The following is a 23,230-nucleotide window of genomic DNA, read 5'->3' on the forward strand; positions in this document are numbered from 1 at the left end:
TTATATTTTCTCAGACGTTACTGCTTTACGGCCTGCTGATCAGTCGCGATATTCATCGATGCTCGGGCAAGAGCAGATCAGTTGGCGGTCGCCAAAGACGTTATCGACACGGTTAACGGCTGGCCAGTACTTAGCGGCCTGGACAGCTGCGGTCGGGAAAGCGGCTAACTGACGGTCATAAGGCCGCGGCCAGTCGTTATCCATTAGATCCGCCTGGGTGTGCGGCGCATTGACCAGCGGGTTATTGTCCAGCGGCCATTCACCGCTCTCCACTCGGGCGATCTCTGCCCGGATAGCAATCATCGCATCGCAGAAGCGATCAATTTCATACAGCGACTCCGACTCGGTTGGTTCGATCATTAGCGTGCCCGGCACCGGGAACGACATGGTCGGCGCGTGGAAGCCGTAATCCATCAGGCGTTTGGCAATATCCTCCTCACTAATCCCAGAGGCCGCTTTGAGCGGACGAATATCGATAATGCATTCGTGGGCGACGGTGCCGTTCTGGCCGCGGTAAAGAATCGGGAATGATGCTTCCAGTCGCTTGGCAATGTAGTTGGCATTCAGGATGGCAAGTTCGGTGGCTTCACGCAGCCCCCGCGCGCCCATCATCTTAATGTAGGCCCAGGAGATGGGTAGGATTGAGGCACTGCCAAACGCTGCCGCGGACACTGCGCCGCTATCAGCGTTAACGCCGTTGATCGGTGTCACCACATGATTAGACACATAAGGCGCGAGGTGCGCTTTAACGCCGATAGGCCCCATGCCTGGGCCACCGCCACCGTGGGGAATACAGAACGTTTTATGCAGGTTAAGGTGAGATACATCGCCGCCAAAATCGCCGGGGCGGGTCAAGCCGACCTGAGCGTTCATGTTGGCGCCATCGATATACACCTGGCCACCGTTGTCGTGAACGACCTTGCATGCTTCGCGCACACTGGTTTCAAACACGCCGTGTGTGGACGGGTAGGTCAGCATGATGGCTGAGAGCTGATCGCGATGTTGCTCGGCTTTAGCGCGCAGATCTGCCATATCGATATTGCCGTTTTGGTCGCACTCGACCACCACCACCTTCATCTGAACCATCGCCGCCGAGGCTGGATTGGTGCCGTGGGCGGAACTGGGAATCAAACAGACATCGCGATGGCCTTCACCCTGGGCCGCCTGGTAGCGACGAATCGCTACTAGGCCAGCGTATTCCCCCTGAGCGCCGGAGTTGGGCTGCATCGAGAGATGATCATAGCCGGTGACTTCGACCAGGAAGGCCGAGAGCTCGTCGATCATTTGCTGATAGCCAGCAACCTGGTCGCGGGGCGCGAAGGGGTGCAGATGCGCAAACGAAGGCCAGGAGACCGGGATCATTTCGCTGGTGGCGTTAAGCTTCATGGTGCAGGAGCCAAGCGGGATCATCGCATGGGCAAGCGACAGATCCTTATTTTCCAGACGCTTTAAGTAGCGCAGCATTTCGGTTTCGCTGCGGTAGCGGTTAAAGGTAGGGTGGCTCAAAAAGTCGCTTTCGCGCTGGCAGGCAGCGGGAATGCCTAAAGCGCCGTCAGCCACTACCTGCTCGTCCAGCACTGCGATGGAAAGGCCGTGCTCATCGCCCAGTAGAACGTCAAACAGCGCTGCCACATCGTGGGCGGTGGTGGTTTCATCCAGGCTGATGCCCACATCGCCATTGGCGAAGTAGTGCAGGTTAATATCGTGGGTCATGGCGCGGCCATGAATCTTGCCTGCGTCAACGCCGGTCAAGCGCAGCGTATCAAACCAGCTGTCATGGGCGAGCGTTACGCCTGCCTGCTTAAGGCCCTCGGCAAGCAGCGTGGCTAGGCGGTGAACGCGACCGGCAATTTTGCGCAGCCCTTCAGCGCCGTGATAAGTAGCGTAGAAGCCTGCGATATTGGCCAGCAGCGCCTGGGCAGTACAGATGTTGGAGGTCGCTTTTTCGCGGCGGATATGCTGCTCGCGAGTCTGCATTGCCATGCGCAGGGCGGTATTGCCGCGGCTATCTTTTGATACGCCGATGATACGCCCAGGAATCGAACGCTTGAGCTTGTCGGAAGTCGCAAAGAACGCCGCATGGGGGCCGCCAAAGCCCATGGGTACACCAAAGCGTTGGGAGTTGCCGACGACAATGTCAGCGCCCAGTTTGCCGGGTTCTTTAAGCAGCACCAGGCTTAAAAGATCGCTGGCCACACAGGTCATGATATTGCGTTCAGCCGCGGCGCTTAATAGCGGTGCCAGCTCGCGCACTTCACCACTGGCAGAGGGGTACTGGACAAGTGCCCCAAATACATCGTGCTTCGCCAACTCTTCAGCCGGGCCGGTGATTAGCTCAAAACCAAAAAACTCGGCGCGGGTTTTAACCACGTCTAGGGTTTGCGGGAAAACGTCGTCGGCGACGAAGAAAGCGTTGGATTTACTTTTTTTATTGCCACGCTTGCACAGGGCCATGGCTTCGGCGGCAGCGGTGGCTTCGTCGAGCAGTGAAGCGTTTGCCAGCTCCATGCCGGTTAGATCCATCACTACCTGCTGAAAGTTCAGCAGGCCTTCTAAGCGGCCTTGCGAAATCTCCGGTTGGTAAGGCGTATAAGCCGTATACCAGCCTGGATTTTCCAGCACGTTACGCTGAATCACCGCGGGCATATGGGTGCCATAGTAGCCCTGACCAATATAACTTTTGGCTACCCGGTTTTGCCGCGCTAGCTGCGCCAAGTAATCAAGTGCCTCGGCTTCGCTACGTGGCTCATCGAGCGCTAGCTCGCGGTTAAGGCGGATATCGCTCGGCACGGTCTGTTCTATCAGATCTTCCATGTGCTGCATGTTGAGCGCTTTTAACATGGTGGCCACGTCATCTTGACTTGGACCATTATGACGTTTGATAAAAGCATCGTGATCGGCCAGCTCGGCCAGACGGCGTGTTTCAAAAGACATGAAGAAGATTCCGGACGTTAAGAGAGAACCGTGCAGGAGCAAACAGCGCAAAGCCTGCCGTTAAGGGCAGGCTCAAGAATGCAAAACTTACTCGTCGGCGCTTAGCGTTGCTTGATAGGCGTCTGCGTCTAGCAGGCCATCAAGGGCGTCGCCTTCTAAGCGCACTTTCATGATCCAACCACCTTCGTAAGGCGCTTCATTGACTGTTTCAGGGGCGTCTTCAAGGGCTTCATTGACTTCGACGACTTCGCCCACCACTGGCGAGTAGAGATCAGAGGCGGCTTTGACCGATTCGATAACGCCAAACTCTTGACCTTTGCTCAGCGCGGTACCCACTTCGGGCAGCTCTACAAACACAACATCACCTAGCGCCTGCTGGGCGTGATCAGTAATGCCCACGGTAACGGTGCCGTCTTGATTATCAAGCACCCACTCGTGGCTTTCAGCGTAACGAAGATTGGCAGGAAGATTGCTCATGATGTTTTCCTATATGAAACAGTTTTCTGGACTCGAGCATACTAGCGGTTGTCGATCGCCTTGGCGACTAGTCACTGGTGCTGGCCAAGCGAATAAGCAAGCATGTTAACGTGTTTCCAATCGGAAACAAATTTCTCCGTTGCTTCTTTTGGGACGCCATGGCTTGCACCACAGCGTAATCTGTTGAGGTGCTTTTGCGCAGCAAATGGGTTATGAAAAAAGCGGTATCCTCTATGCACAAGCGACATCACCCTAGATGCTTGCTAAGTTTATGGTGTAAAACATTCAAATCGTGCGCTAACCAACAATAGCGACGTTAGGGCTAGCCCGTAATCGCAACAAGCCAATAATACACACCAATATTGCATACCAACAAAGTGAGGAGATGGACATGGAAGCATTAACTAGCCTCTTGGGGGCGATCAACGGCGTGGTCTGGGGGCCCGTCATGTTGGTTCTGCTGCTCGGTGTGGGGATTTACCTGCAGCTTGGCTTGAAACTGATGCCGATTAGAAAGCTCGGCATGGGTTTCAAGCTAATGTGGGCGGGACGTGATGCTAAGCCGGGTGTGGGTAAAGCGGCGCCGGCTAAAGAGGGTGACGAAGGGGAAATATCCCCCTTTGATGCTTTGATGACCGCACTCTCGGCGACCATCGGCACCGGTAATATTGCCGGTGTCGCCACGGCCATTGCGTTAGGTGGCCCTGGCGCTGTGTTTTGGATGTGGATTACCGCGCTGGTGGGGATGGCAACAAAATTTGCCGAAGCGGTGCTGGCGGTACGTTACCGTGAAACTGATAGCACCGGTTTCCACGTGGGCGGGCCGATGTTCTACATCAAAAATGGCCTGGGTAAAAAATGGCTATGGTTGGGCGGATTATTCGCTTTCTTTGGTGCCGTGGCAGCGTTCGGCATTGGTAATACCGTCCAGTCCAATTCCGTTGCTGATGCCATGGACGCCACCTTCGGTGTGCCGCACTGGCTAACGGGCGTGATCATTATGGTGTTGGCGGGCGCGGTGATTCTGGGCGGCATCAAGCGCATCGCTAAAGTGGCGGGTAAGCTGGTGCCTATTATGGGCATTGCCTATGTAGTGGCTGGCCTGCTGGTCTTGATCATCAATGCCGGGCAGATCGGTGAGGCCTTTGGCTTAATCTTCTACTACGCCTTTAACCCCATGGCGGCAGCCGGTGGTTTTGCCGGGGCAGCGGTTATGGCGGCGATTCGTTTTGGTGTAGCACGCGGTATCTTCTCTAATGAGGCGGGTTTGGGTAGCGCGCCTATCGCTCACGCGGCGGCCAAAACCAAAAACCCGGTGCGTCAGGGCTTGATCGCGATGCTGGGTACCTTTATCGATACCATCGTTGTGTGCACGATTACCGCACTGGTGATTTTGACCTCCACGGTATGGATCGAAGGCGAAGCCGGGGCGTCGCTCACCGCGCTCTCGTTCGATGCAGCGCTGCCAGGTTTTGGTAATCAGATCGTGGCGGTTGCGTTAGCCATTTTTGCCTTTACCACCATCCTGGGCTGGTCATTTTACGGTGAGAAGTGCTGCCAGTTCCTGTTTGGCACCCGCTCAATTATGATCTATCGGGTGCTGTTCGTGCTGGCTATCCCATTGGGCGCTATCGCGCAACTGGGCTTTATCTGGCTGATGGCGGATACCTTCAATGCCATGATGGCGATCCCTAACCTGATTGCCTTGGCACTGCTTTCGCCGGTAGTCTTTAAGCTAACCAAGGACTATTTCGACGGCAAAGACGTATTGCCGGGTGAAGAGCTGGATCACGATCAATAAATACCGCAGCGCGTTAATCGGCGCTATAGGTGGACGTGAATAACAGTAGAGTCGGGAAGGCACTAATCAGGTGGCTTCCCGTCTTATTTTTGAACGAACAGTTTTTAAGTCAGCAATTTTAAGTGAGGAAAGCCCCCCATGTCCGAATTAAAGCAAACGCCGCTGCACGCGCTGCACCTTAAGCTGGGCGCCAAAATGGTCCCTTTTGCAGGCTACGATATGCCGGTTCAGTATCCGCTGGGGGTCAAAAAAGAGCACGAGCACACCCGTCAAAAGTGCGGCCTGTTTGATGTCTCCCATATGGGGCAGATTAGCGTTTCCGGTGACAACACGGCCGAAGCCCTAGAAACCCTGATACCCGCTGATTTAGTGGGGCTTGAAAAGGGCGCCCAGCGTTACGGGCTTTTCACCAATTCCGAAGGTGGCATCATTGACGACCTGATGGTGGTCAACGCAGGCGATCACTTCTATTTGGTGGTGAACGCCGCCTGCAAAGATCAGGATTTGGCGCACCTGCGTCTTAATTTGGCATCAAGCCACACGATTGAGCCGCTAGATCGCGGCTTGCTGGCGCTGCAGGGGCCTCAGGCGCGTGAGGTGATGCAACGGCTTTGCCCTGCAGCCTGCGAGCTGGTGTTTATGCAGCATGGCCGCTTTACCATTGCTGGGCAGGAAGTGTGGGTGAGCCGCAGTGGCTATACCGGTGAAGATGGTTTTGAGATTTCAGTCGCCGCCGATGGCTGTGAAGCCTTCGCCGAGCAGCTGCTAGCCGAGCCCGAAGTAGAGGCCATTGGCCTGGGCGCGCGGGACTCGTTGCGGCTAGAGGCCGGTTTATGCCTCTACGGCCACGATATGGATGAGCAAACCACGCCAGTCGAAGCGGGGTTGATCTGGGCGATAGGCAAGCCGCGTCGCCGCGACGGTGATCGGCCAGGAGGTTTTCCAGGCGCTGACGTGATTCTTCATCAGGTCGATGCCAAAGATCACACCCGCAAGCGTGTTGGGCTATTAGCTGAAGGCCGAGCGCCGGTCCGCGAGGGTGCACCCCTGGTAGATGAAGCAGGCAATGAGATTGGGATTGTGACCTCCGGCAGTTTTGGCCCCAGTGTCGGCAAACCAGTGGCGATGGGCTATGTCAGTCGTGAACTGGAAACGCCGCAAAGTGCTGTGTCCGCGGTAGTGCGCGGTAAGCAGTTACCCATGGTGGTAACCCCCATGCCATTTGTAAAACCTGGCTACTATCGCGGCTAGAAGCGTGTCCCTATACCTGCGGCCCCCGCATAGCTAGGGCCGCTGTTATATAAAGTACAGCATTACGAAGGACAGCGTTATCAACCGAGTGTTTTAGCGCAGTACCTGTTTGGGATCGATGGGTTTACCGCCTTGGCGTAGGTCAAAGAGTAGATCATAGCGTTGTGTGGAACTGCTTTGACCTACCTCGCACAGCGGATCTCCTGCGCTCACCTGCTTGCCTACCTCGACCAAAATGCGCTCGCAAAGGGCGTATACGGTCTGTAAGTTATCGGCATGATGCACAATCACCACTTCACCTAACTGGCGCATGCCATCGGCAAAGCGTACCTCGCCGGGGGCGACGGATTTAGCCTGAGCACCGGCTTGAGTAGCCAGCAGCATGGGTTGCAGAGTGCCCCGGCTGTCCGGTCCAAAGCGGCGAACCACGCGATAATCATCCAGCGGCCAGGGCCAGCGCCTGGCGGAAGAGGGCAGTGCCTGGCTGGGCGCACTACTGGTGGGCGCGGCGGCGGGCTTGTTAGCGCTTGATGAACCACTGCTACTCGCCGCCTGCCGTTGCGATGAGCTGCGCGGCGCAGAACCGCCAAGAGGCAGGCTGACCACTTGACCGATTCTCAAGCTAGTGGGCGAGGCGCTAGGATTGGCGCTCTGAATGCGGCCACTGGTAGTGCCAAAATGTCGGGCGATGCTCGAGAACGTATCACCAGGACGGATTTGATAGCGGTAGGGGCCACCTGAAGGTGCCCGCTCCTGCTGGGTAGGAATTAATAGACGTTGCCCAATTTCCAGGCGCCGCGTATCGGCACCTGGGTTAAAGCGCTCCAAGCGTTCCAGTGGCACGTTAGCCCGAGCCGCCAGCTTACCCAGCGTGTCACCACGCTGTACCTGTACCCAATCGCCACTAATCTGGCTGGCGCTTGGGGATGCCGCTCGTTGGGATGACGATGGAGGAGCACTGGCGCAGCCGGTCAGTAATCCCGCTAACAACCAGGCCGTTAGCCAGCCGGTTAGTCGTGATCGGTGCGGCTGTCCAGCATGCCATCTTTTTCCAACCAGAGTGAATTGATCCATGTGTGGAAGCGTTCCTTATGCTGCTTTTCTTCGTGGTTATCTGGTGCGTACATCCACTCAGGAATGCTGAGTTGCCGTGCCTGCAACGTAACGGGCGCTTCCTTGCCGCACAAAAAACCCCAAAATGTCGGCGAGGGGTTGGCGTAGCTGATCGTCACATCCAGGATACCATCCAATTGGTTCCCTAGCAGACTAAGTACCTGGGCAACGCCGCCCGCCTTGGGGCGAAGTAAGTGGCGGTAGGGGCTTTGCTGGGCGTCGCGCTTGGCAACTGAGAAGCGGGTGCCCTCGACAAAATTAAAAATCGCAATGGGCGAAAGGCGCGCCTGCTGACACATCCGTTCAGTAGCGGCACGATCAATGCTGGCCAGTTTAGGATTTTTAGCGATTTGCTCGCGGCTAAAGCGGCGCATAAAGGGAAACTCTAGTGCCCAAAAAGCCAGCCCCACAATGGGAATCCAGATTAATTGACGCTTTAGGAAAAAGCGTGGCATAGGGATGCGCCGATGCAGCGCCATTAGTAGCATAAAAATATCGGTCCAGCTGCGATGGTTGGAGATTACCAGCCACCACTGCTGCGGGCTCAAGTGGTCGGGTACGCTGGCGTGGAGCACTGGCTTCAGCCAGTGGCGCATCCACCATAGGTTTACCCCTATCCAGTTCAGCGCGACGCCATTCAGCCCCTGCAGCACGAACTGTTTCAGCCGTTGCCCTGGGGCAATGACTTTAAGTAGCGTCAGGAGAATGAGAGGTACGCCCCAGAACAGCGTGTTGAGCGTTAGCAGCAGTGCGCTAACTAGCCCCTTTAAAATAGGCATACCGTGTTTCCTTACCGTCAGACCCATAGCGTAATACTGAATGCTAAATGATCCTAGCCACGCTGCCCAGCAGAAACCCTGTGTATCTCATCAACTTAGTATGAAACTAGTCGAGAGCGAGGGCGCTTGAACGGTATCAAGCAGTACGGTGCGTAGTGCATGTGCGGCGACGGAAAGTTCTTGGTGGGTCAAAATGCCGACTCGGCAGGAAATGGCGGGCGCCGTTAGTGGTATGCAGCGGGCGCCCAGTTCGTGCATTTGGCGAATACACATGGAAGGTACCGCGCTGACGCCCAGGCCGTCGGCCACCATCCTACCCACGGTGGAGAGCTGGTGGCTCTCAAAGGCCACCGTTAGCTCCATCTGCTGCTTACCCAGCTCCTGCTCCAGTAAACGCCGCACCATAGAGGGGCGCTGCAGGGTAATGAAATCGTGGTTGAGCAGGGTCGTCCAGTCGAGCTGGGTGGCCTGGATTAACCCAGATCCAGGCGGCACAACGGCCACAAAATGATCCTCAAATAGCGGCGTAAACAGCAGGCTGCCAGTACCTTCGGGTGAAAAAGCGATCCCCATTTCGACCTGACGGGAGCGCACCATGGCGGTGACCTCCTCATTGATCACATCGTGAACGGTAATGTTGATCTTGGGATACTGCTGGCGAAATTTAACCAGCGCTGCAGGGAGCAGGTTGCAGGCAAACGCGGGCATCGCCGCGACGCTGAGTCGCCCTAATTGAAGGGTGAAGCGTTGGCGCAGACGCTCCTCGGTATTGTCCCACTGGGCCAGCAGATGTTTGGCTAGCGGTAGCAGTGACTCGCCTTCTGGGGTTAATCTGACGCTACGGGTGCTACGAATCAGCAGTTTGCCACCCAGGGACTCCTCCAGGCCCTTAATCGCCAGGCTGAGTGCCGGTTGAGAGAGGTGCAGCCGCTCGCAGGCTTGGGTAAAACTGAGGGTTTGGGCGACCGCCAGAAAGGCGCGTAGCTGTTTGACGGTCATAAAGTGCCTTTTATAAGTTTTAAAAATAAATTGATAAGAAAAACAAACTTAACAAATATATCATCTCGCACAACACTGGCACTATCGTAAGATTCAGTTCACGTATCACCTACAACACGTATTACCTACAACAATGTGAGGTACCACAATGGCAGGATTCGATAAGCGTGTAGCTTCCTACGAAGAGGCAATGGAAGGCATCGAGAGCGGTATGACCGTAATCGCTGGTGGCTTCGGTCTTTGCGGTATTCCCGAAAACCTGATTGCCGAAATCAAACGCCGCGGTGTCAATGATCTCACCGTGGTGTCCAATAACTGCGGTGTCGATGGCTTTGGCTTGGGGATACTGCTTGAAGATCGTCAAATCAGTAAGATTCTGGCCTCTTATGTAGGTGAAAATGCCTTATTTGAGAAGCAGATGCTCAACGATGAAATTGAGGTGGTGCTAACGCCGCAAGGTACGCTAGCTGAAAAAATGCGCGCGGGCGGCGCGGGCATTCCCGCTTTTTACACCGCCACTGGCTACGGCACGCCGATTGGTGACGGCAAAGAGGTTCGCGAGTTTAACGGGCGTCACTGTATTTTAGAGGAAGCCATTGTCGGTGACTTCGCCATAGTAAAAGGCTGGAAGGCGGATCGCTATGGCAATGTGATGTATCGCCATACGGCCCAAAATTTTAACCCCATGGCCGCCACCGCGGGAAAAATCACCGTGGTGGAAGTTGAAGAAATCGTTGAGCCGGGTGAGCTTGAGCCTAGCCAGATCCATACCCCAGGCATTTATGTGGATCGGATTATTCAAGGCACGTTTGAAAAGCGGATTGAAAAACGCACGGTGCGCAGTTAACGCACCACGGCTTCAAACGTCTCATTCGCTTCTCATTTAACGATTTAGTAAGAGGAAATCACCATGGCTTTAACACGAGAACAGATGGCTCAGCGTGTCGCCCGCGAACTTCAAGATGGTTTTTACGTTAACTTGGGCATTGGCATTCCTACCCTGGTTGCCAACTACATCCCGGATGGCATTGATGTCATGCTGCAATCCGAAAACGGGCTGCTGGGGATGGGTCGTTATCCCAGCGAAGAAGAACTCGATTCAGATATGATTAATGCGGGTAAAGAGACCGTCACAGCCCGTCCCGGAGCAGCGATTTTTTCTTCAGCAGAATCGTTTGCCATGATTCGCGGCGGTCATGTCGATCTCACTGTGCTGGGTGCTTTTGAGGTGGATCAGCAGGGCAATATCGCCTCATGGATGATTCCCGGTAAATTGATCAAAGGCATGGGCGGCGCCATGGACTTGGTTGCCGGTGCTGAAAACATTATTTGTACCATGACGCACGCCTCCAAGCATGGCGAGTCCAAACTGTTGGAAAAATGCGAACTGCCGCTAACCGGCGCAGGCTGCATTAACCGCGTCTTGACGGATCTCGCCTATCTTGAAATCAAAGACGGTGCCTTTATTCTCAAGGAGCGCGCCCCGGGCGTAAGCGTTGAGGAGATCGTCGAGAAAACGGCGGGCAAGTTAATTGTGCCTGACAATGTTCCTGAAATGACGTTTGATGCCGAATAAGCCCCTCCTCTATTGGCGTAGCGCTTGAATAGGCAGCTCTGTGAGACGCTAGCGTTTTTGTCGCTAGCGTCTTATGCCATCTCGCAGCGCGTGTGGTGGGGTAGCAAGACATCGGCAATACGCTCGTGGTTATCTTCAACGTGTTTTTGGACTAATGCCAGGCCGCCCAGGCAGAGACGGTGTTCATCACCATCGGCGAACACCATTTTTTGCGGCGTAGTGGGGTAGAAGCGGTGATCAAGCAGTGAAGATACTGTAAAAACGCCGTTCTGCTGCCCCTGTAGGCTGGGCATGCCTACCTCGTTGAGGCGTTGATCCAAGACTGCCAAGGGTTCGCCAAGCTGGCCACAATCAAAGCCGGCGTGATGCAGGCGGGGACCCATGACGGCTATCCAGGCAGCCAAGGGGTGCGCTTGCTGCAGCTGTTGATAAAGCGCCCAGCTAGGCATTGGCCAAGGGCGACCCCGGCAGAGTAAGTTATGGCCCTTGCAATCCTGGGGATGCGATTGCCGTACGAGTCCTTCGATGGCTTCCCGTGGCGCCTTGGATAATGTGCCAATTTGCAGTTCTGCCAGCACCAGCCAGCTACCGCCGTCACTCGGCGCGAGTAAATGCACCAGCAAACCCTTGTCAGCCATGGCGTAGTGGCCGATAGCGCGGTAACCCATATGGGCTAAGTTGCCGCTGACTGCGGTGGCGGCAAAGGGGCCGTAATTAAGCGTGACTAAGGTTAGATATTCGGCTGCGGTTGCTAGTGGCCACAGCCGAAGAGCGCCGACATCGGGATGGGTATGTACATAGTCAAGCCACAGCTGCTGAACAAACTCCTGACGCTGCATGGTGAACTCCTTGCCCAAGGTGGCACACCTAGCGTGAGCCATTTAATAACTGCTAAGTATAGGCAAGCGAGATAAGCAAGGGTTCAACGGGTATTAACGAGCGGTTAAACGGCAAGCAACTGCTGGTCGCGCACAAACTGATCAAATTCAGTAAAGCCGCCCACATGGGCTTGATCGACAAACACCTGCGGCACTGTGTGAATGGGTTTGCCTGCCGTTTTGGCGATATCTTCCTTAGTTACGCCTTCTGAAGGCATATCGACATAGCGATAACCCTCAATTTTGCCGACTTTTTCCAAGTGCTCGGCAAGTTGTTTTGCACGCACACAGAAGGGGCATGACATTCGACCAAAAATAACCACAAACATAGCTGGCGCTCCTTTACGATAAGCAGATTAAGTTACCAAGTGGGCAGTAACTGAGTGGAAAATAGCCGTTGGCTAAGCGATAAATTTGCGCCCATTGTGGCTGAGCAGAGCACGTTTCGCCAATAGCAGCTCGCTACATGAACCATTAATGCCCGTTATCATCTGGAAAAACGAACAAGTCTATGCAAATGCTTACCACTGACGAATACACTTTCCTTACTGCACTGGCGAAGGCGTACCGCGATGTCCACTTACCCGCCATTAAACAAAGGAGTGGCTGGAACCCGCGTTTAGGGGTTGATGCGCTATGCTTTCAGCATCATGGCGCTGAGCATAGGGTGGGGGCGTTGATTACGCCTTGTGAGCTGTGGTTAGTCTTGTTACCTGATCAATCGCTGCTTACTGAGCCTTTGGCGGATACGCTAACGCTCTCGCTACCGTCAGGTGCCTATAAAGTATCCCTAGAGCGTTTGCCAGGCGGTTATAAGCTCTATAAGCGCGCCATTTTGCATGATTTGGGCGAACTTGAGAGCATGCAGGAGGCTGCAAGGCTGGCACAGCAAATGATGGCGCGTTTAATGCAACCTGCCAAAGAGCTCAACGCCTAAGTGTAGGCAGCTATACTGACAGGGTTTCTACAGACAGTACCTTCCATCTACGTAGTGAAAAAGGAATGGCCTATGACTTCCCAAGCCGTTACAACGCCGCGAGTTGCGCTAGTCACCGGTACCAGCAGTGGCATCGGTGCCGCCGTGGTTAAGCACTTTTGCGAACTGGGCCATCAAGTGCTCGCCGTCGACTTTAATCCGGCGGGTAAGGCGATCGCAGAAAAAGCCGGAGCGGCTTTTTTTGAAGCTGACCTAACCGACCCTGATGCCTGCCGTGCGGCGGTGGCCGATGCGGTTAAGCGTTTTGGCGGCGTAGATATCTTGGTCAATAATGCTGGGATTCAGCATGTTGCTTCAATCGAGACCTTCCCTGAAGAGAAGTGGCGTCAAATCATCGATCTGATGCTGACGGCGCCTTTCTTGCTGACCCAGGCGGCATGGCCGCATATGCGTGAAAAAGGCTGGGGGCGAGTTGTTAACGTGGCCTCGATACATGCCCAAGTGGCTTCGCCGGGTAAAGCGGCGTATATCAGTGCCAAGCACGGTATGATCGGTTTGACCAAAACGGCGGCGCTGGAGGGCGGTGAGCAAGGCATTACTGCTAATGCCGTGTGTCCTGCCTATGTTAAAACCCCGCTGGTGGACAACCAAATCGCCGACCAAGCTAAATTGCACGGTATGGATGAGCAGGAAGTGATCGAAAAGGTCATGCTCAAACAGGCGGCGATCAAGCGCTTGATCGAGCCTGAAGAAGTGGCGCAGTTAGTCGCTTACCTGGCATCTGACGCTGCCGGCGCCGTGACCGGATCGAGCTTTAATATCGATTTAGGCTGGACGGCACATTAAGTCATCAGCCTGGCCTCGCCAATGACCTTGTGTGGTTGGCGAGATGGCTTTTTTCAGGCTTTAACGACGTACGGGGCGTTTTTGTAATTTGCGCTGAAGGGTGCGGCGGTGCATGCCCAGCGCCCGTGCGGTGGCAGATATATTGCCATCATGCTCCTGCAGCACTTTCTGAATATGCTCCCAGGTGATGCGGTTAATCGAGGGCGGGTTGTCAGCGAGCTCAATATCCGGGTCGCCAGTTTGGCGCTCAAAAGCGATTAAAACATCATCGGCATCCACCGGTTTACACAAGTAATTAACCGCGCCAAGTTTCATTGCCTCAACGGCTGTGGCAATGCTTGAGTAGCCCGTTAGCACCACAATGCGACACTGGGGTACGGTGGCAAGCAGCTCGGGAAGCAGCTTTAAGCCTGAGCTGTTTTCCAGCTTTAAATCAAGGGTCGCCATGGCAGGTGAATACTGCGCTGCCAGGGTCAGAGCCTGCTCTGCATCGTGGGCAACGATGACGTCGTAACCACGGCGCGTTAGGGCACGATTCAGCACATGGCAAAACATTTCATCGTCATCAATGATCAGCAGGCGTTGCTCTCGCGTTTGCATGTTGTCCTCAATCCTTACTGGCGGTGCTTGGGGCGGGCGCGTCTAATTGGGTGCCGCGCAGCGAGGCAGCGTAACTTCTGTTAGCGTACCCCCTTCCGGGTGATTATACAGGCTAACACCGCCACCAAAGCGATTGATGGTGGCATGGGTTAAAAACAAGCCGATACCCATGCCCTTGCTTTTAGTCGAAATAAACGTCTCACCCAACTGATCGGCAATTGACATGGCAACGCCTGGGCCGTGATCTCTAATATCGATCACCACGCTCTCCCCCTGCCAGTCTAAGCGAATAGCAATGTGCTCTGGGTTGGCGTCAGCGGCGTTGTTGAGCAAATTGGTCAACGCTTGGTCGAGGGTGGCGTCGACAGCAAGCCAGGGCCTGCCGCGCTTCTCCGCCACATCGAATTGATGGCTCACATCCGGGCGAAGCACCAGCCAGCGCTGCGCAACGCCTGCTAGCCACACTTCCGCGTCGAGTACCTCGGGTTCGGCCATGCGTCGCCGATCAGCGTTAGAAACCAAATTTTGCAGGCGTGATTTGCATACGTCTACCTGCTGGCGCAATAAGTTAATGTCCTGATCAAGCACCGAATCGGCGGGGGCGTCAGCCTGCATTTCTTTGAGAAGGACAGCCATAGTAGACAATGGGGTGCCCAGTTCATGGGCGGTGCCTGCGGCTTGTGTAGCCACCGCTAGCACTTGCTCATTACGTAGGGCGGCTTCCCTCGTGCGGGAGAGCGCTTGATCACGGCTACGCAGCGCGTGCGCCATTTTATAAATAAAGAACGTCACCAGGCCCGCAGAGAGACCAAAGTTAAGCCACATGCCTAATATATGCAGGCTTAGGGGGCTGTCACTGTTGATATGGCCCAGCTGAGGGATGGGGTGATAGGAAAACATTAAAAAGGTGTAACCCGCCATGGAGCAGGCGGCAATGATCCAGGCATGGCGCCAGGGCAGTGTGGCGGCAGCGATGGTAACCGGCACCAGATAGTAGGTAATAAAGGGGTTGGTAGAGCCACCCGAGAAGTAGAACAGCAGCGTCAAGCCGGTAATGTCGGCTAGTAAGTGTAACAAGTACTCAAGATGCGTCACCGCGCGGGGGCGGCCCAGGCGCCACCAGGTGGCGATATTGAGTACGCCCATGGAAATGACCACACTCACCACGGCCGTCACTGGCAAGTCGAAAGCAAGTAGTTCAACGCCGACCACAATGGCCAGTAAAAAACCAGTCCAGGTGATGCCGCGCACAATCGTTAGCCGCACCAAGTTGCGGTTAGGCGTAGACAGCGGAAGGGGGAGGGCGGTCGGCATGTTAGGCTTGCTTCTTCTTGGCTTTAAAGCCATGAATGACAAATTTAATTAAGAGGGTCATGACGTAGGTTGTCCAGCCTGCAGACGCCAAAATATTGAACAGCAACATTTTAGGTGGTAACCAAGCACCACCCAGTAAAGCGTCAATCATTATGTGGAAGAACATCGCCAGCAGCAGCGGCAAAGCCAGGGTGTGGATCCACATATCGGTGCGACGTTTGCGGATATGGTAGCGGCGCAGCAAATAACGCAAGGGCCGATGAGCCCAGCAGAAAACCACCAAAGCACCAATCACCAGTAAACTGGCGAGAGTGGGTTCGGTACTGCCGATATGAACGGAGAGCGAAATCGACCAAGCGAGGCTTAGCCACATCAATCCTTCCAGGCTGGCAATAATGTCCGCATAGCGCCGCACGTTCTGCATAAACAACCGAATCCTTAGCGTCAAAAACTAGTGGTGTGACCTGGGTCTTAGAACAGCGCCGTAATGATACGACACTTGGGCATAGGTGTGGACGCATGAGTAGCGGATTTATCCCCTCGCACAATTGCGTATACTGTGCGCACTGCATTTTACCCGATTTAACACCACTACAGGACTTGCCGTGGACACTGTGACACTGACCCGCCCCGACGATTGGCACCTTCACTTGCGCGATGGTGAGGCGCTAAAAGCAGTCGTCGGCCATACCGCTGCGCAGATGGGGCGGGCGATCATTATGCCCAATCTCACTCCGCCGATTACCACGACGGCCCAGGCGCTTGAATACCGACAGCGGATTCTCGCAGCCTTGCCCGCGGGCAGTGCCTTCGAACCCTTAATGGTGCTCTATCTGACCGATACAACACCACCCGAAGAGATTGAGCGTGCGGCGCAAAGTGGCATTGTTAAAGCGGTGAAGCTTTATCCTGCTGGGGCAACCACTAATTCTGACTCTGGGGTAACCGATTTGGCGCATTGTGACGCCACTATCAAGATGATGGCTAAGGTCGGTATGCCTCTCTTGGTGCACGGTGAGGTCACCCATGCCGAGATCGATATTTTTGATCGCGAAGCGGTGTTTATTGAAACCGTGATGAAACCGTTGTTGGAGCGTCACCCGACGCTGAAAGTAGTGTGTGAGCATATTACCACCCAGCAGGCCGCTGAGTTTGTTGCCCAGGCACCGGATAACGTGGCCGCCACCATTACCGCCCATCACTTGCTGTTTAACCGTAACAAGATGCTGGTAGGGGGTATTCGTCCTCACTACTACTGTCTGCCGATTCTAAAGCGTGAGCAGCATCGCCAGGCGCTGCTAAAAGCAGCCACCAGCGGCAGCCACAAATTCTTTTTGGGCACCGATAGCGCGCCCCACTCCCAGGGTGCTAAAGAGTCAAGCTGCGGTTGTGCCGGTGCCTATACCGCTCCCGCGGCCATTGAGCTTTACACCGCCGCTTTCGATGAAATGGATGCTTTGGATAAGCTGGAAGCCTTTGCCAGTCTTAATGGGCCGCGCTTTTATGGGCTATCGCCTAATCCCGACACCATTACGCTGGAGCGCCGCGCGTGGACGTTGCCGGAAAGCTACGCTTACGCCCAGGGGGAAACAATTATTCCCCTACTGGCGGGGGAGTCGCTGGGCTGGGCGATTAAGTCTTAGGGAGATGGCTGCCGTCGACGCTTTAACCGTCGACGGCATCAAGCGTTTAGCGCCCTGTTAGACGTTACCGAGCTGCTTTAGCATTTGATCCACCATGCGTGACGAGTGGTCAGCAGCCACCTCCAGAAACTCATCGAAGGAGAGGTGGTTGTCGCCACTGCCGGGAATGTCAGAGAGCGCGCGGATAACCACGAAAGGGCACTGGTAGAGGTGGCACGTTTGGGCAATGGCGGCGCCCTCCATCTCTACCGCCAGCATGCTGGGGAACAGGGCGCGGGTCGCGTCTACCCGGGCAGGGTCGGACATAAAGGCGTCGCCAGTGGCAATCAAGCCTTCGCGCACTTGGACTTCGCCTAACGAGGCGATGGCGTTACGCGCGACTTCTCGCAGCGCTGTGTCGGCTAAATAGGCGGCGGGCATCCCTGGCACTTGGCCTATTTCATACCCAAACACCACGGCGTCAACGTCATGGTGACGCACTTCATCTGAAATAATTACATCGCCAATGTTTAAATCGGTGGCAAAGCCTCCGGCTGAACCGGTGTTGATAATAGCGTCGGGCTGGTGGCGCTCTAATAGAATAGCCGTGCCCACCGCGGCATTGACTTTGCCAATCCCTGACTGCAGCACAATGACTTCGAGGCCGTAACGCATGCCGGTATGAAAGACAAAACCGGCGTGCTCATAGCGTTGGGGGGCGTCCAACTGACCCACCAGGGTGCTCACTTCCTGCGCCATTGCGCCAATAATACCAATACGCTTCACTGCGCCATGCTCCTAGATAAATGATTTGATAATGCCGGAATTGGCTATGCCTGTTGGGCTAAATCGTGCTGCTCAGCGGCTTCCAGGGTATTTTCCAGCAGCGTTGCCACCGTCATCGGCCCCACACCACCCGGTACCGGGGTGATAAAGCTGGCGCGTTCGGCAGCAGCAGCAAAGTCGAGGTCGCCTTTTAGCGTGCCATCTTCTTGGCGATTGATACCCACGTCGATCACGATAGCGCCCGGCTTAATCCACTCACTTTTGACGATGCCGGGCTTACCGACAGCCACAATCAAAATATCGGCGCGGCCTACGTGGGCTTCAAGATTTTGGGTAAAGCGGTGACAGACGGTAGTGGTACAGCCTGCCAGCATCAGTTCCAGCGCCATGGGGCGGCCTACGATGTTAGAGGCGCCTACGACGGTAGCGTCTAAGCCACGTAGCGCAATATCGCTCTGTGCCAGCAGGGTCATGATGCCTTTCGGCGTGCAAGGGCGTAGGGCGGGCATACGCTGCGCTAGACGGCCAATGTTGTAAGGGTGAAAGCCATCGACGTCTTTGCCAGGAAGAATACGCTCTAAAATAGGCTCTGCATCCAGGTGCTTGGGCAGCGGCAATTGAACCAAGATGCCATCCACGGCAGGATCGCTGTTGAGCTGGTCAACCAGGGCTTCCAGCTCATGCTGTGAGGTCGTGGCGGGCAGGGCATGCTGAAAGGAAAGAATACCTGCCTGTTCGCAGGCGCGGTGCTTGTTACTGACATACACTTGAGAGGCGGGATCGTCCCCGACCACAACCACGGCTAGTCCCGGTGCCCGCCCGCCGGCTTGACGGCGTGCAGCGATCTTTTCGGCAACCTGTTGGCGGACAGTAGCAGCGATGGCTTTGCCATCGATTAGTTGGGCGGTCATGTAATGGAATCCCTGTGGATGTTAAAAGAGCTAAGGCTAGGTCTTAAGAGCCATGTCTGAAAGCTAGCGGCGTTCGCTAACACTTCAGACAAAAACTGGTACCAAGCGCTCATACAGCAGCGCGTAGAGATGCTAATTTTCGCACGCTGGGGCATCCAGGCAAAGCGCCTTCACTAACAATCACTTTAATGGTTGACTTTAAAATTAAAAATAGTAATATATGCCTCGCTTGAGACGGGCCATGCGGTAGCGTCTAGAGTGAGAAATCGGGATGTAGCGCAGTCTGGTAGCGCGCCTGCTTTGGGAGCAGGATGTCGGGGGTTCGAATCCCTCCATCCCGACCACACTTAACTAGCGCGAAAGGTAGCAGTTTGCTTTTCCAAGCTTTGGTTGTGGTCTAGTGCTCATCAGTATTCGTTTCTTCCGAATTCTTTATGTGCGCCCATAGCTCAACCGGATAGAGCAACGGCCTTCTAAGCCGTAGGTTGCGGGTTCGATTCCTGCTGGGCGTGCCACCTAATTCAGTGGTAACAACCTGTCAGAATCATCTCTTCAAGCATGTTTCGCAAGTTTGTCTATGGTGGGTGTAGCTCAGGGGTAGAGCCCCGGATTGTGACTCCGGTGGTCGTGGGTTCAAATCCCATCATCCACCCCAGTGACAATATTTGCGTTTCCAGTTTTAGGTTGTGGTGGGTGTAGCTCAGTGGTAGAGCCCCGGATTGTGACTCCGGTGGTCGTGGGTTCAAGTCCCATCATCCACCCCATTAGCCGGTATATCCTCCAGTATTTATCCTAGCCTATTTTAGTGACTGCCTTCCTTCTCTTAGAGACGATGCCCATCTTGGGTTTTTTTGCGTTTCTGGCATTTAGATTTCCCTGCCGCTAGCGTGGCATCACCTTAATGCGGTGGTTCGCCATATGGGTGAGTGGTTCAGGTCTGCCGAGTAAATTCCCCTGTGCGTAGTCGATGCCCATTTGGTGCAGCGTGTCCAGCGTTGCTTGGGTCTCCACAAATTCAGCAATTGTCTGAATCGCCAACGCCTTGCCAACGGCATGAATCGCCTCAACCATTGCCCGGTCAATGGGGTCCTGATGCACATTGCGGATAAAGCTACCGTCAATTTTTAGATAATCGACGGGCAACTGCTTTAGGTAGCTAAAAGAGGAGACGCCGGTGCCAAAGTCATCCAGTGCAAAGCGGCAGCCATACTCTTTCAGGGTGACAATTAATTCACTGACATTGGAGAGTTGGGCAATAGCGGTGCTTTCGGTAATTTCAAAACACAGCGTGCCGTGGGGTAGCTCTGCCTTGGCAACTTGGCTAATAAGGTCCTGGCAAAAATCAGCATCAGAAAGCGAATCGCCCGAAAGATTGATACCCCACAGGCTATGTGACGGCAGTGCTGCGTGGCGGTTTTGATCCCCTAGCCAGGCCAGGGTGTTACGGATAACCCAGCGGTCAATACGCACCATAAAGTGATATCGCTCAGCGGCGGGGAGAAAGCTACCCGGCGCGATGACCTCTCCCTGCTCTTCGAGGCGGAGCAGAATTTCGCGGTAGCCAGGGCTGTCGGCACAAACGGCTGTAATGGGTTGGGCGAAAAGGCGGAAAGCGTCGTTATCCAAGCCATTTTGCAGGCGTTGTGCCCACTGAAGTTCGCCGTGCTTTTCCAGTAACGAATGATCGTCAGGCTGATAGCAGTGGATGCGATTACGGCCGGTCTCTTTTGCGACGTAGCACGCTGCATCAGAAGCGTGGAGTGCCTGGCTCAACTGCATGGGCTGAGCAGGGTTTAATTCAACCAAGCCAATGCTCACACCGATACCAAAGGTGTGTCCCTGCCAGGCAAAACGGTACTGTTCGATATCGCAGCGCAGCGCTTCTGCAATTGTCAAAGCGCGCTCTAAAGTGCAATCAGGTAGCAACAAAGCAAATTCATCGCCACCCAGGCGTGCGGCGATATCGCTGCTGCGCACGTGGCCTTTTAATTTTAACGCGACCTGGCGCAGCAGTTCGTCTCCCGCGAGATGGCCGCAGCTGTCATTGACGATTTTGAATTGATCAAGATCCAGGTAGCACAGCACATGTTGACCATCGTCGCGGTTGAGTAGCGCGGTGAGCGCTGATTCGAAGGCGCGGCGATTGAGCAGGTCGGTTAGGTTATCGTGGCTGACCTGATAGCTGAGCTGTTCGGTCAGTTGGCGAGTGAGGCTGACATCCTGAAAAACGACCACTGCGCCGAGGGTAATGCCGCTGCGTGAACGTATCGGTGAGGCGCTGTGTTGGATGGGAGTGCGCGCGTGCTCACGATTAACCAGCAGGCAGTGTTCGGTGGAGTGTACCGAGGTTAGTTGGGTGAGCACTTGCCTGGCTGGATTGCTTAGCGGCTCACCGCTGGCTTCTTCGCGTAATTGGTACACCAGATAGATGGGCTTATCCATGGCCTCTTCGGGTGTCCATCCAGTTAAACGCGTAGCCTCGGTATTGATAAACGTCACGTTGCCACTGGCGTCGCAGGTAATCACGCCATCCCCGATAGAGGCCAGCGTGGTGCGGGCTAGATCCCGCTCGCGGTTTAGCTGCTCTTGTAACTGTTTACGCTCGGTGATATCGCGCACCATGCCCGAGCGTTCTGATGCGGAGCCGCTGGCACCCTCGCTCACCTGTATTTCCAGATAGCGCACCTGCATATCTGTAGAGCGTCGTTTGATTTCATGGCGCTCCCCAGGAATAAGGGAGCGCCCCGGCAATAGCTGCGTAACAGGTTGGCCAATAAGTTGTAAGGCCTCTACCTCAAAGAGTTGCTCAGCGCCGGGGTTGAGGCTTGTCAGGGTGCCGTCTGCCTGCCAGGTAATCACACCGTCGCGCAGATTGCGCAGCATGACGCGGGTATGCCCAACGGCGCGTTCAAGGGCGGCGGTGACGCGATTATAGCTCGCCGCTATTTCGCCCACTTCGGTGAACGGGTCGGCGTCAATTCGCTGGCGCATATCGCCCTGCTGTTCATGCTGACGCATATGCTCAAGCAGTTGGTTCAACTCATTCTTAGCGCCATGTTCGGCGAGGTTAAGGCCCATCTTTTCTGCTTCAGGTGAGACGCGAATGGGTAAGAAGCGCCGGGTAATACGAAACAGCAGCCAGGCGCTGCCAAAGCTCCAGACACCGCATACCACAACGCCCAGCAGCTGGGCGCCAAACTGAGCTGCTCGAGACAGGCCGCTATCCAGCAGCGTTAAGTCAGCCACCCAAGGCAGGGCTAGCGTCCCCCATATGCCCGCTACGAGGTGTGAGGGTATGGCGCTGACGGCATCATCAATATGCTTGCTTAGCAGCCATTCACTGGTCAGCACCATCAGGACGCCGCTAACTGCACCCAGCCCAAATGCCGCCGATAAAGAGATCACGTGAGCGCTGGCGGTGACGGCAACCAAGCCCGCAATGGCGCCATTAATCGCATACATCACGTCCGCGTAGCGCCGCGTTCTTAGGCCCATTAACATGCCCGAAAGAATGCCGCCAACGGCGCCCAAAACAGTATTGGCTATTATGCCGGGTATTTGCGCGGTAACCGCCAGGGTGCTGCCGCCGTTAAAACCAAACCAGCCTAAAATCATAAACAGCGCGCCGAGCATGGCGAGGGGGAGGTTGCCAGAGGGAAAGGCGGTAGGTGGTTTGCCATGGGTGAAGCGCCCAGTGCGTGGGCCAATACAGAGTACGGCTGCCAGCGCTACCCAGCCGCCCACGCTATGCACCACCGTCGAGCCCGCAAAATCGACAAACCCAAGCGACCCTAGCCAGCCCTTTGCGCCGCCCAAAAGCCCGCCCCATGCCCAATGGCCAAATACCGGGTAGATCAGTAGGGCGATCCAGAGAGCCGTCCATGTGTAGGCTAAAAAGGGCATGCGTTCTGCCACCGAGCCCGACACAATGGTCGCGGCGGTAGCACAAAACATTGCCTGGAAAATAAAAACGGTAATCACCCAGCTACTGGAAGCTTCTAGCTGCCAACCAAACAGCGTCGTACCGATTAAGCCGTGGTGGGCGTCGCCAAACATGATGCCAAAGCCGACTAACCAAAAAACACTGACGGCAATGGCAAAGTCCGCTACGTTTTTCATAGCGACGTTGATAGCGTTCTTGGTGCGCGTAGTACCCGCCTCTAGGCAGAGAAAGCCAGCTTGCATCACAAATACCAGAGCAGCGGCCCATAGCACCCAGAGTGTGTCGAGCAGCGAGCTATGCAAATCTAGCGTGGCAGGCATGATGTTTTCCTTAGCAACTTTTGGTGCACATGCGCTTCTTTTTGGTGCTTTATTGGATTTGCGCGGTAGGAGAAGAAACCGTTACGGCGGCGCTAGCTGAATGCCATTTAGGTTTCCTAATAGAAACTAAGCAATTGTTATGC

The 23,230-nt window shown here is 55.1% G+C and carries 20 protein-coding genes and 4 tRNA genes; 11 read left to right on the forward strand and 13 right to left on the reverse strand.

The genetic code is table 11. The features are described from left to right. Positions 1-39 precede the first annotated feature (39 nt). Positions 40-2,934 carry an aminomethyl-transferring glycine dehydrogenase gene (gene gcvP, locus U738_RS08250; protein WP_035579158.1) on the reverse strand — a complete coding sequence of 965 codons (2,895 nt, stop codon included), beginning with the start codon at positions 2,932-2,934 and terminating at the stop codon, positions 40-42. An 87-nt stretch (positions 2,935-3,021) separates the two neighbouring features. After that, positions 3,022-3,411: a glycine cleavage system protein GcvH gene (gene gcvH / locus U738_RS08255; RefSeq protein ID WP_035579161.1), complete on the reverse strand. Its 390-nt coding sequence runs from the start codon at positions 3,409-3,411 to the stop codon at positions 3,022-3,024. A 391-nt stretch (positions 3,412-3,802) separates the two neighbouring features. Between gcvH and U738_RS08260 the strand changes: the two genes are divergently transcribed. Together U738_RS08260 and gcvT are read left to right on the forward strand one after the other, a co-directional pair. Next, complete coding sequence (locus tag U738_RS08260) at positions 3,803-5,212, forward strand: alanine/glycine:cation symporter family protein (RefSeq protein ID WP_035579164.1); 1,410 nt, start codon at positions 3,803-3,805, stop codon at positions 5,210-5,212. Between the two features lie 138 nt (positions 5,213-5,350). After that, on the forward strand, positions 5,351-6,463 hold the full coding sequence (gcvT, locus tag U738_RS08265; RefSeq protein ID WP_035579167.1) for a glycine cleavage system aminomethyltransferase GcvT: 1,113 nt from the start codon (positions 5,351-5,353) through the stop codon (positions 6,461-6,463). Between the two features lie 93 nt (positions 6,464-6,556). On the opposite strand, the gene U738_RS08270 is transcribed toward gcvT, so the two are convergent. From U738_RS08270 to U738_RS08280, 3 genes are all read right to left on the reverse strand, one after another. Continuing rightward, positions 6,557-7,537 (reverse strand): LysM peptidoglycan-binding domain-containing protein, encoded by a 981-nt coding sequence (locus tag U738_RS08270; protein WP_235208638.1) that lies wholly within the window; start codon positions 7,535-7,537, stop codon positions 6,557-6,559. Then, entirely contained in the window at positions 7,474-8,355 is an 882-nt protein-coding gene (locus U738_RS08275) for an acyltransferase (protein WP_035579169.1), read from the reverse strand. Before U738_RS08275 ends, U738_RS08270 begins: the two co-directional genes overlap by 64 nt. Positions 8,356-8,445: 90 nt before the next feature. Continuing rightward, complete coding sequence (locus tag U738_RS08280) at positions 8,446-9,354, reverse strand: LysR family transcriptional regulator (RefSeq protein ID WP_035579171.1); 909 nt, start codon at positions 9,352-9,354, stop codon at positions 8,446-8,448. A gap of 148 nt (positions 9,355-9,502) precedes the next feature. Here U738_RS08280 and U738_RS08285 point away from each other — a divergent pair, with 148 nt between their 5' ends. Together U738_RS08285 and U738_RS08290 are read left to right on the forward strand one after the other, a co-directional pair. Beyond that, positions 9,503-10,201, forward strand: coding sequence for a CoA transferase subunit A (locus U738_RS08285; RefSeq protein WP_035579173.1), 699 nt, complete (start codon positions 9,503-9,505; stop codon positions 10,199-10,201). A 63-nt stretch (positions 10,202-10,264) separates the two neighbouring features. Further along, positions 10,265-10,930: a CoA transferase subunit B gene (locus U738_RS08290; protein ID WP_035579176.1), complete on the forward strand. Its 666-nt coding sequence runs from the start codon at positions 10,265-10,267 to the stop codon at positions 10,928-10,930. 71 nt (positions 10,931-11,001) lie between these two features. Here U738_RS08290 and U738_RS08295 read toward each other — a convergent pair whose 3' ends face one another. Together U738_RS08295 and U738_RS08300 are read right to left on the reverse strand one after the other, a co-directional pair. Next, on the reverse strand, positions 11,002-11,769 hold the full coding sequence (locus tag U738_RS08295) for a DUF1338 family protein (RefSeq protein WP_035579178.1): 768 nt from the start codon (positions 11,767-11,769) through the stop codon (positions 11,002-11,004). A gap of 104 nt (positions 11,770-11,873) precedes the next feature. Beyond that, positions 11,874-12,137 (reverse strand): GrxA family glutaredoxin, encoded by a 264-nt coding sequence (locus U738_RS08300; protein ID WP_035579179.1) that lies wholly within the window; start codon positions 12,135-12,137, stop codon positions 11,874-11,876. A gap of 182 nt (positions 12,138-12,319) precedes the next feature. Between U738_RS08300 and hybE the strand changes: the two genes are divergently transcribed. Further along, on the forward strand, positions 12,320-12,745 hold the full coding sequence (gene hybE / locus U738_RS08305) for a [NiFe]-hydrogenase assembly chaperone HybE (protein ID WP_035579181.1): 426 nt from the start codon (positions 12,320-12,322) through the stop codon (positions 12,743-12,745). Between the two features lie 72 nt (positions 12,746-12,817). Further along, positions 12,818-13,591, forward strand: coding sequence for a 3-hydroxybutyrate dehydrogenase (locus U738_RS08310; protein WP_035579183.1), 774 nt, complete (start codon positions 12,818-12,820; stop codon positions 13,589-13,591). Positions 13,592-13,651: 60 nt separating this feature from the next. Here the strand turns inward: U738_RS08310 and U738_RS08315 are convergent, their stop codons facing one another. The 3 genes from U738_RS08315 to U738_RS08325 are packed head-to-tail and all read right to left on the reverse strand — an operon-like array spanning position 13,652 to position 15,929. Beyond that, on the reverse strand, positions 13,652-14,191 hold the full coding sequence (locus U738_RS08315) for a response regulator transcription factor (RefSeq protein ID WP_035579185.1): 540 nt from the start codon (positions 14,189-14,191) through the stop codon (positions 13,652-13,654). A gap of 42 nt (positions 14,192-14,233) precedes the next feature. Further along, positions 14,234-15,505: an ATP-binding protein gene (locus U738_RS08320; RefSeq protein WP_035579187.1), complete on the reverse strand. Its 1,272-nt coding sequence runs from the start codon at positions 15,503-15,505 to the stop codon at positions 14,234-14,236. A gap of 1 nt (position 15,506) precedes the next feature. Continuing rightward, positions 15,507-15,929: a hypothetical protein gene (locus tag U738_RS08325; RefSeq protein ID WP_035579188.1), complete on the reverse strand. Its 423-nt coding sequence runs from the start codon at positions 15,927-15,929 to the stop codon at positions 15,507-15,509. A gap of 181 nt (positions 15,930-16,110) precedes the next feature. On the opposite strand from U738_RS08325, the gene pyrC reads away from it, so the two are divergent. After that, a complete protein-coding gene (pyrC, locus tag U738_RS08330; RefSeq protein ID WP_035579190.1) occupies positions 16,111-17,148 on the forward strand; it encodes a dihydroorotase in 1,038 nt (345 codons plus the stop codon). 57 nt (positions 17,149-17,205) lie between these two features. Here the strand turns inward: pyrC and mtnN are convergent, their stop codons facing one another. Next, positions 17,206-17,913 (reverse strand): 5'-methylthioadenosine/S-adenosylhomocysteine nucleosidase, encoded by a 708-nt coding sequence (gene mtnN, locus U738_RS08335; RefSeq protein WP_035579194.1) that lies wholly within the window; start codon positions 17,911-17,913, stop codon positions 17,206-17,208. A 44-nt stretch (positions 17,914-17,957) separates the two neighbouring features. After that, entirely contained in the window at positions 17,958-18,824 is an 867-nt protein-coding gene (gene folD / locus U738_RS08340) for a bifunctional methylenetetrahydrofolate dehydrogenase/methenyltetrahydrofolate cyclohydrolase FolD (protein ID WP_035579197.1), read from the reverse strand. A gap of 267 nt (positions 18,825-19,091) precedes the next feature. On the opposite strand from folD, the gene U738_RS08345 reads away from it, so the two are divergent. The 4 genes from U738_RS08345 (at position 19,092) to U738_RS08360 (ending at position 19,588) form a co-directional block, all read left to right on the forward strand. Then, positions 19,092-19,168, forward strand: a tRNA-Pro gene (locus U738_RS08345). A 94-nt stretch (positions 19,169-19,262) separates the two neighbouring features. Continuing rightward, a tRNA-Arg gene (locus U738_RS08350) sits at positions 19,263-19,339 on the forward strand. 65 nt (positions 19,340-19,404) lie between these two features. After that, a tRNA-His gene (locus U738_RS08355) sits at positions 19,405-19,479 on the forward strand. Between the two features lie 34 nt (positions 19,480-19,513). Further along, a tRNA-His gene (locus tag U738_RS08360) sits at positions 19,514-19,588 on the forward strand. A 118-nt stretch (positions 19,589-19,706) separates the two neighbouring features. Here the strand turns inward: U738_RS08360 and amt are convergent. Next, on the reverse strand, positions 19,707-23,087 hold the full coding sequence (gene amt / locus U738_RS08365; protein ID WP_035579199.1) for an ammonium transporter: 3,381 nt from the start codon (positions 23,085-23,087) through the stop codon (positions 19,707-19,709). Positions 23,088-23,230 lie beyond the last annotated feature (143 nt).

It is taken from the genome of Halomonas sp. TG39a, assembly GCF_000744395.1.
Classification (GTDB): domain Bacteria; phylum Pseudomonadota; class Gammaproteobacteria; order Pseudomonadales; family Halomonadaceae; genus Vreelandella; species Vreelandella ventosae_B.

Coding starts and splice junctions, on each gene's coding strand:
- gcvP (WP_035579158.1), bottom strand. CDS start 2,934: ATGTCTTTTGAAACACGCCGTCTGGCCGAGCTGGCCGATCACGATGCT.
- gcvH (WP_035579161.1), bottom strand. CDS start 3,411: ATGAGCAATCTTCCTGCCAATCTTCGTTACGCTGAAAGCCACGAGTGG.
- U738_RS08260 (WP_035579164.1), top strand. CDS start 3,803: ATGGAAGCATTAACTAGCCTCTTGGGGGCGATCAACGGCGTGGTCTGG.
- gcvT (WP_035579167.1), top strand. CDS start 5,351: ATGTCCGAATTAAAGCAAACGCCGCTGCACGCGCTGCACCTTAAGCTG.
- U738_RS08270 (WP_235208638.1), bottom strand. CDS start 7,537: ATGGATCAATTCACTCTGGTTGGAAAAAGATGGCATGCTGGACAGCCG.
- U738_RS08275 (WP_035579169.1), bottom strand. CDS start 8,355: ATGCCTATTTTAAAGGGGCTAGTTAGCGCACTGCTGCTAACGCTCAAC.
- U738_RS08280 (WP_035579171.1), bottom strand. CDS start 9,354: ATGACCGTCAAACAGCTACGCGCCTTTCTGGCGGTCGCCCAAACCCTC.
- U738_RS08285 (WP_035579173.1), top strand. CDS start 9,503: ATGGCAGGATTCGATAAGCGTGTAGCTTCCTACGAAGAGGCAATGGAA.
- U738_RS08290 (WP_035579176.1), top strand. CDS start 10,265: ATGGCTTTAACACGAGAACAGATGGCTCAGCGTGTCGCCCGCGAACTT.
- U738_RS08295 (WP_035579178.1), bottom strand. CDS start 11,769: ATGCAGCGTCAGGAGTTTGTTCAGCAGCTGTGGCTTGACTATGTACAT.
- U738_RS08300 (WP_035579179.1), bottom strand. CDS start 12,137: ATGTTTGTGGTTATTTTTGGTCGAATGTCATGCCCCTTCTGTGTGCGT.
- hybE (WP_035579181.1), top strand. CDS start 12,320: ATGCAAATGCTTACCACTGACGAATACACTTTCCTTACTGCACTGGCG.
- U738_RS08310 (WP_035579183.1), top strand. CDS start 12,818: ATGACTTCCCAAGCCGTTACAACGCCGCGAGTTGCGCTAGTCACCGGT.
- U738_RS08315 (WP_035579185.1), bottom strand. CDS start 14,191: ATGCAAACGCGAGAGCAACGCCTGCTGATCATTGATGACGATGAAATG.
- U738_RS08320 (WP_035579187.1), bottom strand. CDS start 15,505: ATGCCGACCGCCCTCCCCCTTCCGCTGTCTACGCCTAACCGCAACTTG.
- U738_RS08325 (WP_035579188.1), bottom strand. CDS start 15,929: ATGCAGAACGTGCGGCGCTATGCGGACATTATTGCCAGCCTGGAAGGA.
- folD (WP_035579197.1), bottom strand. CDS start 18,824: ATGACCGCCCAACTAATCGATGGCAAAGCCATCGCTGCTACTGTCCGC.
- amt (WP_035579199.1), bottom strand. CDS start 23,087: ATGCCTGCCACGCTAGATTTGCATAGCTCGCTGCTCGACACACTCTGG.